This window comes from Rhodococcus sp. WS3 (assembly GCF_003797085.1).
In the GTDB taxonomy this organism is placed as follows: domain Bacteria; phylum Actinomycetota; class Actinomycetes; order Mycobacteriales; family Mycobacteriaceae; genus Rhodococcus_F; species Rhodococcus_F globerula.
The window spans coordinates 1,391,835-1,404,705 of record NZ_RKMA01000001.1 but is presented as its reverse complement, the minus strand read 5'-3'; the positions used below and the strand labels follow the sequence as shown (position 1 = coordinate 1,404,705).

Genomic DNA, 12,871 nt, shown 5'->3' with positions numbered 1-12,871 from the left:
ACCGGGTGAAAACGCAGATCATCCGCACCGCTGCCCTTGCACATATTCGGGATCGCCGACTGATTCAGACCCGGTCGGTCGGGAAGACGGCGTTCTATATGGCCGGCGGCAAAATCGATCCGGGTGAGACCACCGAACAAGCATTGCACCGCGAGATTCGTGAGGAACTCGATGTCGGACTTGTCCCCGGCACCGTCGAGTTTCTCGACGTGTTCGAAGCTCAGGCGTTCGGGCATTCGGTAGGGACGGCGCTGCACATGAGTTGCTATCGCGCCGAGATGGACGGCGAACCCCGTCCGACGAGCGAGATCGCCGAGTTCCGGTACTTCACGTGCGCAGAGTACGAAGCCATGGACGACGTGGCACCAGGTTCGCTCAAAGTGTTTCGACGCTTGGTGTCGATGGACCTGATTGACTGATCAGACGCAGTCGGCGGCTCGCGTAAGCGCAGACGACCACGATCACGAGGGCTGTGCCGTTGAGGATCAAGACGTCGTCGGACGGTTCGAACCGACTGGCCGTGGTAGCTCCGGTGATGGGCGTGTAGTCGGTCCACCCGTAGGAGAACTGCGGATATACCAGTAAGGCCAATGCCGTGGGTCCGAAGATCACACTGAGACCGACGAGCAGTCGCGACGCGCCGGTCCGCGCCGGTTCGGACTGCATGGCGCTGACAATCGTGTACGCCGCGCCGGCGCCGCAGATGCGGATCAGGACGTCGCTGACCGAAAGCGCGTTCTCCGAAGAGAACGTGGTTGTTGCGACGTAACTCGCAATTCCGGCAACGGACAGGACAACGAGCACGATGTAGCCGCCCACGAGTGAGGGACGAAACGCTGCGAGCGTTGCTGCCGCGATGATGAGGACCGTGAGAAAAACCGCAGTCGGAACGGGCGCCGATGCCCCGGTGCTCACGGACGCCGACAGGCTGTTCGCCACCGCGGATGCCAGCATGGCCGCGGCGGCCGTCGACATCAGCAGGATCTGGCCGCCCTTCTCCAAAACACGCGCGGCGATGACGGTGACCAAAATGGCACAGGCGACGACGGGAATCGCCGCCCACACCGTGTTGATGGTGATCCACCAGTTCACGGCCACGCCCATGAGCGTCAGCACTGCCGAGATCACCACAGGCCGCACTGCCATCCGTTCCGGTGGCTCGTCGCGATGTCGGTCGGCGTTGCTGCGCCACCAAACGAGCGCCGTAAGTGCAGTCAGTCCGAGGGCGATGAGTGTGGCGGCCACGATCGGCGGCTGAAACTGGGTGGTGTCTTGCGCGAGGTAGTCCGCATAGCGACGTGGAACTGCCGTGGGGTCGAGCAGTGCATCCGAAACGAACACGGCAACAAGCACACCCGCTACGGTGGCAGCCCGCACCATGCGGGGAATCGTGACCGTTATTGCTCCGAGCGCAACGCCCGCACCCACGGGGGACAGGGCCTCGAAGGCTTGGTAATACAGACCTGGCAATTCCAGCAGGAGTCCGCCGAATGCAACCAGCGCCGACGTCCGAATGCGAGTACGCGCTAGACCGGCCGCGGTGCCGACGGCAACAACGGCCAGGACACCCGCCCCGATCGTGCCGATGGACCAGAACCGATCGCCCGACCAGATCGACCTGGACTGGCTTTCCAGGAAGGGAGCCAAGCCGACCACGGTGACCACGAATGCCGTCACGCCGCCGAGTATCAGACGGGGCGTCCTGCTTATGACGGGCACCACTTCACGGTAGTCAATGAGCGTCGGATACGCCGGATTCTGCTGAATTGGAGTTTTGTGGAACTCGTCTGATTGCGGCGCCGCACACAGCGATAATCGCGACAAAGAGGAGTGCTGATCCGATTGTCTGGGCGTTGACGTAGTCGACTGGAATCTCCGTGGGGTCGGTTGAACCCTCCACATAAGCGAAGTTCACACGCACCGGCGGCCACGAAAGTTGATAGGCCAGAACAGCGATCGAGGTGAACGTCATTGCCGCGAACAGGATCGCGAGTCCGAGGGTGGCGTCGACCAGGCTGGCCGGAGCAAGCGCGCCGAGCAACGCCGCTCCGCCGAACCCCAGGGCGGCGATTTTCACCACGATCGAAACGGCTCCGTGTGCAGTGGTGAAAGGGAGAAGCTCGGACAGGGGCACCGCGGCGAGGATGACCACTGCGACGGTGGCAGGGATGCGCTTGCTCAGTCGCAACCCCAGCGCGACGGCCACACCCGAGGCGAGAACCACAACCCAGGGAGATTCCAGTGACGCCCACGGCCCGAATTGGCCGTTGGCAAGCATCAAGGTCGGGGTCGACGCGGCTGCGAGTGCTGTTGCGGCCCAGAGAAACTTGCCGCCCGCGCCGGACTGCTCGCCGAGTTGGCGGGCAGCGATCGCCGTGAGGGCCAATGCCGCTGCGGCGCATACAGTCATGACCACCCAGGCGGTGCCTTTGCTCGCGAATTCCTGTCGGTCGACGATGGATCCGAGTATCCGGTGCCCGATTGCCAAGGCGATCACGGCAATGAGCGCGACGCGGATTTCGCCGGCATCGGGGCGTCTGATGCGGAATCCGGACTGAGCGCTTATTGCGCAGGCGACTGCCAGTACAGCAGTTGCCGCCAGCAACAACCACGCTGGTTCGCCCACAGCTGAGGTGCTCATCCGGCCGGCTCCGGTACCGAAGGCGTGCGCGGACAGATATCCTGCGATCACACCCAGTAGCACGCCGTTCCTTGCGGCGGTCCGATCCCAGCTTGCGGCAACTGCGCAGCCCAGAATGACGCCTGCCGCAACACTTTTGAGTACCACGAGTGTGATCAGCAGGTCGAGGACGGCAACGTCCGGAACGGCAACCCGGATCAGTGCGATGATCGCTGTTGCCGCGGTGACAACGATCCACGCTGCTCGGCGGGAACCGCTCCGCTGCGACAGTGCGCACGCGAGGACGGCTACGACGGCGCCCAGTGCAACGGAGGTGGGACCGCTGCTGATCCAGCGGTCGATTTCGGACTGCGAGGCGACAATCGCCCAGTCCTGCAGCGGGGGATTGGTCAAGGCGAAGGCGGCAAGCGCCCCCGACGCGAGTGCCGCGAGGGTGGTGAGGATCGCTCGGAAATCGACTGGCATCGAACCAACCTATCGCGGACTCGCTCTCAGGCCGGTGGGGTCAGCGCGGGAAACCAGATGTCGGTCAGGACGTCGGCGGCCACGTCGGCGCCGGCGGTGATGGCGCCTTGCTCGGCCCAGCGGATGAAAAAGCGCTCGATCTGGGTGAGTAGCAGTTCAACTCGGAGTTTTGCCTCGTCGTGTCGCTCCTGCGGCCAGCGGGCAAGGTACGACGTCATCGCATTGGGGAGCGCCGAGATGCCGTCGCGCGCGAGGGTGCGAAATTCGGGTTCGAGAACCATGGCCTCGTCCCACGCGCGCATCAGGTGGTGGTGATCGCGGCACCAGTCGAGTGTCCGGTTGATCCACCCGGCAAATTCTGCGCGTGAACCGGAATCGAGGACGTGGTCGAGGTCCTGGAAGATCGCGAGCGTGCTGATGACGACGGAATTGGACCCGAGGGCCTTGAGTATGTCGAGTTTGCCGGGGAAGTGGAGATAGAACGTGGCGCGGCTGCACCCGACCGCGGCGGCGATGTCTTCCACGGTGACGGCGGCGTAGCCCCGTTCGGTGAACAGTGCGTCGGCTGCGGCCACCAGGTCGGCACGGGTCTGCTGCTTCTGCTTTTCGCGCAGAGTCGGTTTGGCGGCAGTGTCTGTCATTGGAGGAATCTTACGGCTGCCGACGAATTTGCACGAGACTATCCGTCTGTCACTTGACAGGCCGTTAGTGAAAGCTACTCTGTGGTGCAGGGCACAATCGACCGATCAGAGGACGCCATGACTATCTCGGATACAACGCGCACACCTGACCTGCCAGCCGGATTCGACGTCACGGACCCCGCGATTCTCGGCGAGCGGATTCCGTTCGAGGAATTTGCCGAACTTCGCCGAAGCGCACCGGTGTGGTGGTGCGAGCAGCCGCCTACCGTCGGCGGATTTCAGGACGAGGGTTACTGGGTTGTTTCTCGGCACGCAGATGTCAAAGAGGTCAGTCAGCGCAGCGATATCTTCTCGAGCTGGGAGAACACCGCCATTGCGCGCTTCGCGGACGACATGCCGCGCGAGGCCGTCGAGATGCTGCGGCACCTGCTCCTCAACAAGGATGCGCCGGAGCACACCAAACTTCGCAAGCTGATTTCCAAGCTGTTCACCCCGCGGGCCATCAACGGGATGCGCGACGAGTTGGACCGGCGCGCACGCAGCATCGTCGACACCGCTGTCGGTGAAGGACCGGGCGATTTTGTGAAGCAGATTGCCAGTGAGCTGCCGCTGCAGGCGATCGCAGATCTGATCGGCGTCCCGCAAGACGATCGCGACAAGCTGTTCAAGTGGTCCAACGAGATGATGGGCTACGACGACCCCGAGTACGTGGGTGATCCGGCGGTCGCGTCCACCGAGGTGCTCGGATACGCATACCAAATGGCCGACGCGCGTCGCAGTTGCCCGGCCGACGACATCGTCACCACTCTCGTCCAGGCCGACATCGACGGCGACGCATTGAGCCCCGAAGAGTTCGGATTCTTCGTGCTGATCCTCGCGGTGGCGGGCAACGAGACAACCCGAAATGCCATCACCCACGGCATGATTGCGTTCCTCGAGAATCCCGAGCAGTGGGAGCTGTACAAGAAGGAACGGCCCAAGACGACGGCCGACGAGATCGTCCGCTGGGCAACACCGGTCACCGCGTTCCAGCGCACCGCCCTCGAAGACACCGAACTGGCCGGCGTCTCCATCAAGAAGGGACAGCGGGTGGTCATGCTCTACAGTTCCGCGAACTTCGACGAGGATGTCTTCGAGGATCCGATGACCTTCGACATCACCCGTAACCCCAATCCGCACTTGGGTTTCGGTGGAACTGGCGCGCACTTCTGCATCGGGGCGAATCTTGCCCGGATGGAGATCGACCTGATGTTCAACGCACTCGCCGACAATGTCCCCGACATCACCAAGATCGGTGATCCTCGTCGTCTGCGCTCGGGTTGGATCAACGGCATCAAGGAGTTCCAGGTTGATTACAAGAGCACAGGCTGCCCGGTAGCTCACTAGGGGCTACGCCCCTGTGCGCCTTTCTGGTAGCCAGCGCTACCAAAAAGGCGCACAGTAAGGTGACGTATCGCCTACTTTCAGGAGCCACCGTATGACATCGATCAACGACAAGGCCACCGCTCTACTGGCGCTGCACCAGCCAGGAAACCCCGTCATTCTCCCCACCGTCTGGGATGCCTGGTCCGCAAATCTTGCGGTTGCGGCCGGTTTTGCAGCTCTGACCGTTGGCAGCCACCCGGTATCGGATTCCATCGGAAAGCCCGATAACGAGGGAATCACGTTCGGCGAGTTGGTACGCCGGATCAAGCAGATCACCGGCGCCGTCGACGCTCCGGTTTCCGTGGACATCGAGAGTGGCTACGGACTCGAGCCCGCTGTGCTCATCGAAGGGCTGATCGATGCCGGCGCGGTCGGTCTCAACATCGAGGACACCGTGCACAGTGAGGGTGGCCGTCTTCGGGAGGCACAGGAGCACGCCGATTTTGTGGGCGGGCTTCGCCAGGCCGCCGACGCCGCAGGTGTCCACGTTGTTGTCAACGCGCGCACCGACCTGTTCGTGAAGCAGGTAGGCGACGAGGCTGATCGTGTTGACCGGGCCATTGCTCGGCTGAAACTGGCCGCCGACGCGGGAGCCGATGTTCTCTACCCCGTCGGACGGCACGACGACGCGGTCCAGCGGCGTCTGACGTCGGAGCTTCCGTTGCCGGTCAATGCAATCGGGATCCCGGATCAGGACGACCCGGCTAGTTTCGGACCGCTCGGCGTCGCCCGCGTGAGCTTCGGGCCGTTCTTCCAAATGGCGTTGTCGACTCGGGCCAACGAGATCCTGGGGCGCTGGAAATAACAATGCAGAACGTGATGTCGCCAGGCCCGCTTCTCGATGCGCGTGGGCACCTCGTAGAGGCGGGCTGGGCGCCGTCGGAGGTCAAGACTTATCGGCGGTCGGCCGTCAAGGCGCCGAAGTTCCGGCTCAAGGAGTGGGACTACTACTGCGTCCTCACACCGGAATACGGGATTGCGCTGACCGTCGCGGACAACGGCTACATGGGGTTGCTCGGGGTGTCGTGGCTGGATTTCACCACTCCGGGTGAGGTCACGGAAAACGTGATGCTGCCCTTCCCAATGGGCAAACTTGGGTTGCCTTCCAGTGCCGATTCCGGCGACGTCGTTGTGTCGAAAGGTAAGGCGCGCTTCGAGTTCAGGCATGTCGACGGTTGTCGTCGCCTGATCGTGGACTACCCGGCATTCGACCATGGTAAGGGATTGCACGCCGATCTGTTTCTCGAAAGCCCCGCCGATGACCGCATCGCGATCGCCACACCCTTTCCGAAAGCTCCGCGGTCGTTCTACTACAACCAGAAAGTCAACTGCCTGCCCGCTACCGGAACCGTTCGGGTCGGATCGCAGCAGTTCGCGTTTGCTCCGGAAGTTGCCTTCGGAGTGCTGGATTGGGGCCGTGGAGTCTGGACCTACGACAACACTTGGTACTGGGGCTCGGCATCGGGATTGGTGAACGGCGAGCGCTTCGGCTTCAACATCGGTTACGGATTCGGAGACACCACAGCGGCCAGCGAGAACATCGTCTTTGTGAACGGTGTTGCGCACAAACTGGATCGCCTGGCGTTCGAGATTCCACGAACCTACGACGGTGCGCCGTGGAACTTCACGAGCAACGACGGCCGGTTCGAGATGAAGTTCGAGCCCATCATCGATCGCGCCGCGAAATTCGACGTGGGTGTCCTGCGGTCCATTCAGCACCAGGTGTTCGGCAGGTTCACCGGCACGGTTGGTCTCGACGACGGCACATCGGTGGAAGTTCGCGACCTCCTCGGGTTTGCGGAGGAAGTTCGGAACCGCTGGTAGGGGTGCTGGCTAGCCGGCGGTGTTCAGGTCTCCGTACACCGTTCGCCCCTCGAGGACGGTGGCGCGCACCTCGATGTCGGCCAAATCGGTGGGCGCCACATCGAGGGGATTGGCCGACAGCACAACAAGATCCGCGTAGGCGCCCGGGAAGATTGCGCCGATGCTCTCCTCGCTGAAGAGCTGCCAGGCGGCGTTGACGGTATGAGCGCGCAGCGCAGCGTCGACGGGGATACGTTCCTCCGGCGCACGCACCTGGCCACTCGGCGAGAGTCGGGTGACCGCGTCCTGCATGTTCCGCAGCGGGTTGGCCGGGGTGACCGGGCCGTCGTTGTGGAAGGTGAAGCGCTGCCCGGCGGAAAGGGCAGAACCTGCTGCCGCCCATGCTCCGCCGTGCTCGGGACCGAACAGATCGTCGACCAACACGTCGCCCCAGTAGTGCAGGTGATCGATGAAGATACTGACGGTGACGCCCAGCTGCGCGGCCCGGCGGAACTGATCCGCGCGCATGGCGCCGACATGTTCGAGGCGTAAGCGGTGATCGGACCGCGGAAACTCCTGCAGCAGTTGCTCCCACGCGTCGAGAACCATCGTGATTGCGTTGTCGCCGTGGGCGTGGCACGCGATCTGCCACCCCTGCTCGAAGTAGGCTGCGCTGATGTCGTGGATCTGCTCACCGGTGTAGTTGGCATGACCGTGGGTGCAGGCGATGCCGAGTCCGCGAGTGGCGGCTGTGTCGAGGTACGGGAAACTGGTCGCGACGTTGCCGACCCACGGTGAACCGTCCGACCACACTTTGATGCCGATCTGCTTGACCAGATCATCGCCCTCGCCGGGGGCGGCGTCCGTGGCGCGTTCCGGTGTCGACATTTCGTAGAGGCGGAACCTGGTGGTGAGCCCGCCCGCGTCGGCAATTGCCTTCAATGCCGGGCGCATTCGTGGGTCGAACGACATTTCGGCGACGGTGGTGATGCCGGCCGCATTGAGCCGGGCGCACTCGGCCGCCAACAGTTGGGGGTAGTCGCTCCCGATGGTCATCGCGTGGCCGGCAACGGCAAACACGGCCGGTGTCTCGTACGCCGCGCCGTCGAGTTCACCCGAGGAATCGTGGCCGTACGATCCGCCGATCGGATCGGGGGTGTCGCGGGTGATCCCGGCCAGTGCTGCTGCTGCGGAGTTGAAGTATGCGACATGGCCGGAGTTGTGCATGATCACGAGCGGGTGGTCCGGTGCGATCATGTCGAGCCACTCGAGCGTGGGCTCGGGTAAACCCGTCTGCAGCAGAGGATCCCAACCGTTGAGCGATGCACCGGCCGCGCCGCGTGCTGCGACCGTGTCGATGACCGTGGCAACAACGGTATCCGCGTCGGCGATCGTGACGGGGCGGATGTCGACCACTGCCGGTCCGAGCACGATCGCCTCTTCGAGTGGGTGCCCGTGCGGTTCGATGAATCCGGGGAGCACGCAGGCAGTTCCGACGTCCACCACCCGTGTGCCTTCGCCGATGAGCGAGTCGATCTCGGTCCGCTCGCCGACTGCCGTGATCCGGCCACCGGTCACGGCCAGAGCGTTCGCGCGCGGAGCGTCCTCGTGCATCGTGACGATGTCGCCGTACAGAACCAGATCAGCATCCACGTCAGTCCTCATCGGTTGTCGGCGTATGCCTGCAGGTGGGCTACCTGCTCGGGATCGAGTGACGGGCGGACCTTGTCGCGCGCGGTGGCAACATCGGCGGCGGTCACGTCGGCGGCGTCCATGCTGCGGCGCATGGCTGCCAGGGCGGCTTCGCGTAACAGAGCTGAGCAGTCGGCTGCCGAGTAACCTTCCAGATCGACTGCCAGCGCGTCGAGGTCGACATCTTCCGCCAGCGGCACAGACTTGCCCGACGCCTTGAGAATTGCCTTGCGCGCGTCCGCGTCCGGCGGCGGAACAAATACAAGGCGTTCCAATCTGCCTGGACGCAGCAGTGCCGGGTCGATCAGATCAGGGCGGTTGGTGGCGCCCAACACCACGACGTCACGTAGCGGCTCGACGCCGTCCATCTCCGTCAGCAGGGCTGCGACGACGCGATCCGACACCCCGGAGTCCGAGCTCTGCCCGCGGCGCGGGGCGAGGGCGTCGATTTCGTCGAGGAAGATCAGCGAGGGTGCGGAATCGCGGGCGCGCTGGAACAATTCGCGCACCGCTTTTTCGGATGCGCCCACCCACTTGTCCATCAGCTCGGCGCCCTTGACGGCGTGCACGCTCAGGTGGCCCGAGCTGGCAAGGGCGCGAACAAGATACGTCTTGCCGCAGCCGGGAGGGCCGTAGAGGAGGACGCCTCGGGGCGGGTCGACGCCAAGGCGGGCAAAGGAATCGGGGTGCTGCAGCGGCCAGAGCACTGCCTCCGTGAGCGCCTGCTTGGTTTCGACCATGTCGCCGACGTCGTCGAGAGTGACGCTGCCGATGGACAGTTCTTCGGTACTGGACCGGGACAGTGGCCGAATCACCTCGAGCGCTCCGACGAGGTCGTCCTGCGTGATCTCCGGCGCTTCGGCGGATTTGGACGCTCTGGTCGCGGCTCGCAGCGCGGCTTCGCGGCACAACGCGGCGAGGTCGGCAACCACAAAGCCGGGGGCGCGGGAGGCGATGGCGTCGAGTTCGAGTGTGCCGGTGGGAACTCTGCGGAGCAACAGTTCGAGGAGTGCCTTGCGGGTGGCACCGTCGGGCAGGCTCAGGGAGAGTTCACGGTCGCACAGATCTTGACCGCGCAGGCGGGCGTCGACGGCTTCGGGGTGTGCGGACGTGGCGACAAACGCGATGCCGGGGGTGGCGACGGCGCTGCGCAGCTGTTCGAGGATGAGCGCGGAGACAGGTTCGGGTGTGGCGGGCAGTAATGCGTCGATATCGGTGATCAGGAGAACCCCACCGCCGCGCACACCGGCTACGGCGTCGACGATGCGCTGGAGTCGGGTATTCGCTTCGGTTGCACCGACTCCGGGGCCGTCGAGTTCCACCAGCTTTCGCGCCGAGAGAACTGATCGGGCGAGTGTGGCTTTTCCGACGCCTGCCGGTCCGGTGATCAGAACACCGAGGTGCGGGGACGCGCCGAGTGTGCGCAGCAGTTCGGGTTCGTCGAGCGCCAGGCCGAGCCACTCGGTGAGTTTGGCGGCCTGGGCCTGTGCGCCCACGAGGTGGTCGAGGGGAACGGCAGGGGTGGGCTCGGCAGGGACAGACACAGTGGCACTGGAAACAACACGGGCAACGCCGGCGGGACTGGCTGTTCCCCAGTCCACCGCCGAGTTCGGCTGCACACTCACCGGCCCACCGGCCGGGTCGACGCCGGTGACGGTGAGCAGTTCCGACGTCCAGGCGACACCGAAGGTGCGGGAAAGAGCTTGAGTGGCTTCGGAAGTGCTGGTGCCCGGGCCCAAGTCGCGGGGGAGAAGCGAGACGGTATCGCCGACGCTCACCACCTTGCCGAGCAGGGCTTGGCGCAGGACGGTGGGGCTGATCGAGCGGGTTGCCATGGTGGAACCGGTGACGGAGACGGATCGTGCTCCGTACACCGTCACCGGACCCACCACGACGGACGAGTTCTCGGTGAGCCCCACGTTGGACATCGTGACGTCGTCCAACAAGATCGTGCCCGCCGGTGTGCCGGTGGGGGCCCGACCCGCCACGGCAGCAGTTCCGCGTGCGCCCATCAAGGCGATGGCATCCCACTCACGGATACCCAACGCTGCCAAGGCTTCGGGATGCAGGCGCACGACACCGCGTCGTAAATCTGCTGCGGAGGTGTTGAGTCGGACAGTCAGGGCGAGTTCCGGCGAAGTCACTCCCCGAGACTACGTCCTGAGCTAGCGAGGCCGACGCAAGCCGAGGCGCACCATCGAGCGTCGTCCACCCGCTGTGGGTTGACGACGGATCGCCCGGCGCTCCGACGGCTTGATGTCCCACGTTTCCGGCCGCGCCGCCACCCAGCGCTTGGAGCGGACGGCAAAGGGAATGTGAACCAGGTAGATCGCAATGAGAACGATCAACAGCACGTACGGGAAGGTGATCAGTGCGGCCGCGGTCAAGGCCACGAGGACCAGCAGCGCGGCAGCCATGTGCGGCGGCACGGATACCGATTTCATGGCCAGGGTCGGGATGCGGCTGACGATCAGAGCTGCCGAGAACAACATCCAGATGACTACAACTACCTGCGACGACCACCACCCGTCACCCCATTGGATGGTTGCAGCCAGGGGGGTGAGGGCGATCAGGGCGCCTGCGGGCGCTGGCACTCCGACAAAGTACTCGCGGGCATATGCGGGGACGTCGTCTTCGTCGAGCAGGGTATTGAACCGGGCCAGGCGCAACACGATGCTGACGGCGTAGACCAACGCGATGATCCAGCCGAAGTTGGTGTCGTCCAACAACGTCACGTACAGGACCAATGCCGGGGCAACGCCGAACGAGATGGCATCGGACAGTGAATCGAGCTCGGCACCGATCTTGCTGGTCGCGTCGAGAAGGCGGGCGATCCGGCCGTCGAGTGAATCGAGGACCGCCGCAGCACCGACCATCGCGAGCGAGATGCCAGGCTCTCCGTCGAGTGCGAACTTGACGGCGGACAGGCCCGCACACAGCGCGAGGATGGTGATGACGGACGGCAACAACCGCACGGCTTGGGTGCGTTTGGGCACCTTCATGGCCGGGCTGGTTGTCACCACCGGTCTCTTCACGGCTGGCTTCATTCTCGGTGTCTTCACGGCAGTTGCGCGATGACGGTTTCAGCGCCAATTGTGCGCTGACCTGGTTCGACCAGCAAGGTCGTTCCGGCCGGGAAGTACGTGTCGACGCGCGATCCGAAGCGGATCAGACCGTAGGTGTCACCGATGGGAAGGGCATCGCCGACACCGGCGTAGCAGACGATACGACGCGCGAGCAGACCGGCGATCTGCACGACGGCAACGTCGTGTCCGCTCGCGGTCTCGATGAGCATGCTGTTGCGCTCGTTGACCTCGCTGGCGTCGGCCAGGTCTGCGGAGAGGAACTTGCCAGGCTGGTGAACAACCGTCTTGACGGTGCCTCCGACGGGAGCGCGCTGGACGTGTACGTCCAGAACCGACAGGAAGATGCTCACGCGGGGGCGAGGTTCGCTGCCGAGGTTCAGTTCGGCAGGCGGGACGGCATTGTCGACCAGTGCGACCTCGCCGTCGGCCGGGGCCACGACGACGCCGATGCGGTTGGGCGGTACCCGGTGCGGGTGACGAAAGAACGTGGCGCACGCAGCTGCAGACACAAGGCCGGCTCGGCGCACCCACTTACGGTTGCGACCCAGGGCTGCAACACCCAGCGGAGCCAGCACAAACGGTAGACCGGCGGGATGAAGCGGCGGAATCGCATGCCGAACCAGATCGACGATATGTCCGATTCCGGTGGGTTGCGGGGTTCCGGGGGGTGTGGGTCGGCGTGCCACAGGCTCCTCTAACTACTCGGTCGGTGTACTGCTGGCCGCACAGACACTACGGGGCGTCGTGCATCACTAGATTACGTGAGGCATCCGTTACTGCGGCATCTGTTGTTGCGGCACCCGGTATCGTCCGCCCCAGATCATGTAGGCGCAGTAGCCGAGCACACCGACCAGATAGAGAACGGTCGGGGCGACGAGGAGCCAGGTATCGACGGAACCATCCGTCGATGTGCCCGCGACCGCTGCCATCCAGGCAAGTAACAGTGCGGTGGCAGCGCCGAGCTATTCGAGGTCTTCGGAAATTCTTCGATCGAACTCGGCGCGATTGACCGGGTCCGTCCAGTATCGATGGTTCGCGATGCTGATCGCGTGCCCAGGAACACGGGGGATCAGGAACCTCGCTGACCCGAACGCGAGAGTGAGACCGAGACAGATTCC

Annotated in this window: 12 protein-coding genes; 4 read left to right on the top strand and 8 right to left on the bottom strand. The window is 64.2% G+C overall.

The window, feature by feature from the left end; translation table 11 throughout:
• Positions 1–5: 5 nt before the first annotated feature.
• Positions 6–419 carry an NUDIX hydrolase gene (locus EEB13_RS06450; RefSeq protein ID WP_230590259.1) on the top strand — a complete coding sequence of 138 codons (414 nt, stop codon included), beginning with the start codon at positions 6–8 and terminating at the stop codon, positions 417–419.
• On the opposite strand, the gene EEB13_RS06445 is transcribed toward EEB13_RS06450, so the two are convergent.
• From EEB13_RS06445 to EEB13_RS06430, 3 genes are read right to left on the bottom strand one after another with little or no spacing between them, the layout of a single operon-like run.
• Entirely contained in the window at positions 376–1,719 is a 1,344-nt protein-coding gene (locus EEB13_RS06445) for a hypothetical protein (protein WP_261984453.1), read from the bottom strand. The genes EEB13_RS06450 and EEB13_RS06445 overlap by 44 nt on opposite strands.
• 13 nt (positions 1,720–1,732) lie before the next feature.
• Positions 1,733–3,106 carry a hypothetical protein gene (locus tag EEB13_RS06435; RefSeq protein ID WP_141484867.1) on the bottom strand — a complete coding sequence of 458 codons (1,374 nt, stop codon included), beginning with the start codon at positions 3,104–3,106 and terminating at the stop codon, positions 1,733–1,735.
• Positions 3,107–3,132: 26 nt separating this feature from the next.
• The gene (locus tag EEB13_RS06430; protein WP_033235591.1) at positions 3,133–3,747 is read right to left on the bottom strand and encodes a TetR/AcrR family transcriptional regulator; all 615 of its coding nucleotides are present in this window, start codon (positions 3,745–3,747) and stop codon (positions 3,133–3,135) included.
• Positions 3,748–3,864: 117 nt separating this feature from the next.
• Between EEB13_RS06430 and EEB13_RS06425 the strand changes: the two genes are divergently transcribed.
• From EEB13_RS06425 to EEB13_RS06415, 3 genes are all read left to right on the top strand, one after another.
• Positions 3,865–5,133: a cytochrome P450 gene (locus EEB13_RS06425; protein ID WP_116102023.1), complete on the top strand. Its 1,269-nt coding sequence runs from the start codon at positions 3,865–3,867 to the stop codon at positions 5,131–5,133.
• 91 nt (positions 5,134–5,224) lie between these two features.
• Entirely contained in the window at positions 5,225–5,977 is a 753-nt protein-coding gene (locus EEB13_RS06420) for an isocitrate lyase/phosphoenolpyruvate mutase family protein (protein WP_033235590.1), read from the top strand.
• A gap of 2 nt (positions 5,978–5,979) precedes the next feature.
• A complete protein-coding gene (locus tag EEB13_RS06415; protein ID WP_141484866.1) occupies positions 5,980–6,996 on the top strand; it encodes a DUF2804 domain-containing protein in 1,017 nt (338 codons plus the stop codon).
• A 9-nt stretch (positions 6,997–7,005) separates the two neighbouring features.
• Here the strand turns inward: EEB13_RS06415 and EEB13_RS06410 are convergent, their stop codons facing one another.
• The 5 genes from EEB13_RS06410 to EEB13_RS31395 form a co-directional block, all read right to left on the bottom strand.
• Positions 7,006–8,640: an amidohydrolase gene (locus EEB13_RS06410; RefSeq protein WP_187328500.1), complete on the bottom strand. Its 1,635-nt coding sequence runs from the start codon at positions 8,638–8,640 to the stop codon at positions 7,006–7,008.
• On the bottom strand, positions 8,637–10,811 hold the full coding sequence (locus EEB13_RS06405) for an AAA family ATPase (RefSeq protein ID WP_141484864.1): 2,175 nt from the start codon (positions 10,809–10,811) through the stop codon (positions 8,637–8,639). The genes EEB13_RS06410 and EEB13_RS06405 overlap by 4 nt, the downstream gene beginning before the upstream one ends.
• A 21-nt stretch (positions 10,812–10,832) precedes the next feature.
• A complete protein-coding gene (locus EEB13_RS06400; RefSeq protein WP_033235794.1) occupies positions 10,833–11,669 on the bottom strand; it encodes a CDP-alcohol phosphatidyltransferase family protein in 837 nt (278 codons plus the stop codon).
• 56 nt (positions 11,670–11,725) lie between these two features.
• Complete coding sequence (locus EEB13_RS06395; RefSeq protein WP_033235586.1) at positions 11,726–12,439, bottom strand: phosphatidylserine decarboxylase; 714 nt, start codon at positions 12,437–12,439, stop codon at positions 11,726–11,728.
• A gap of 87 nt (positions 12,440–12,526) precedes the next feature.
• Entirely contained in the window at positions 12,527–12,682 is a 156-nt protein-coding gene (locus tag EEB13_RS31395) for a hypothetical protein (RefSeq protein WP_181932985.1), read from the bottom strand.
• Positions 12,683–12,871 lie beyond the last annotated feature (189 nt).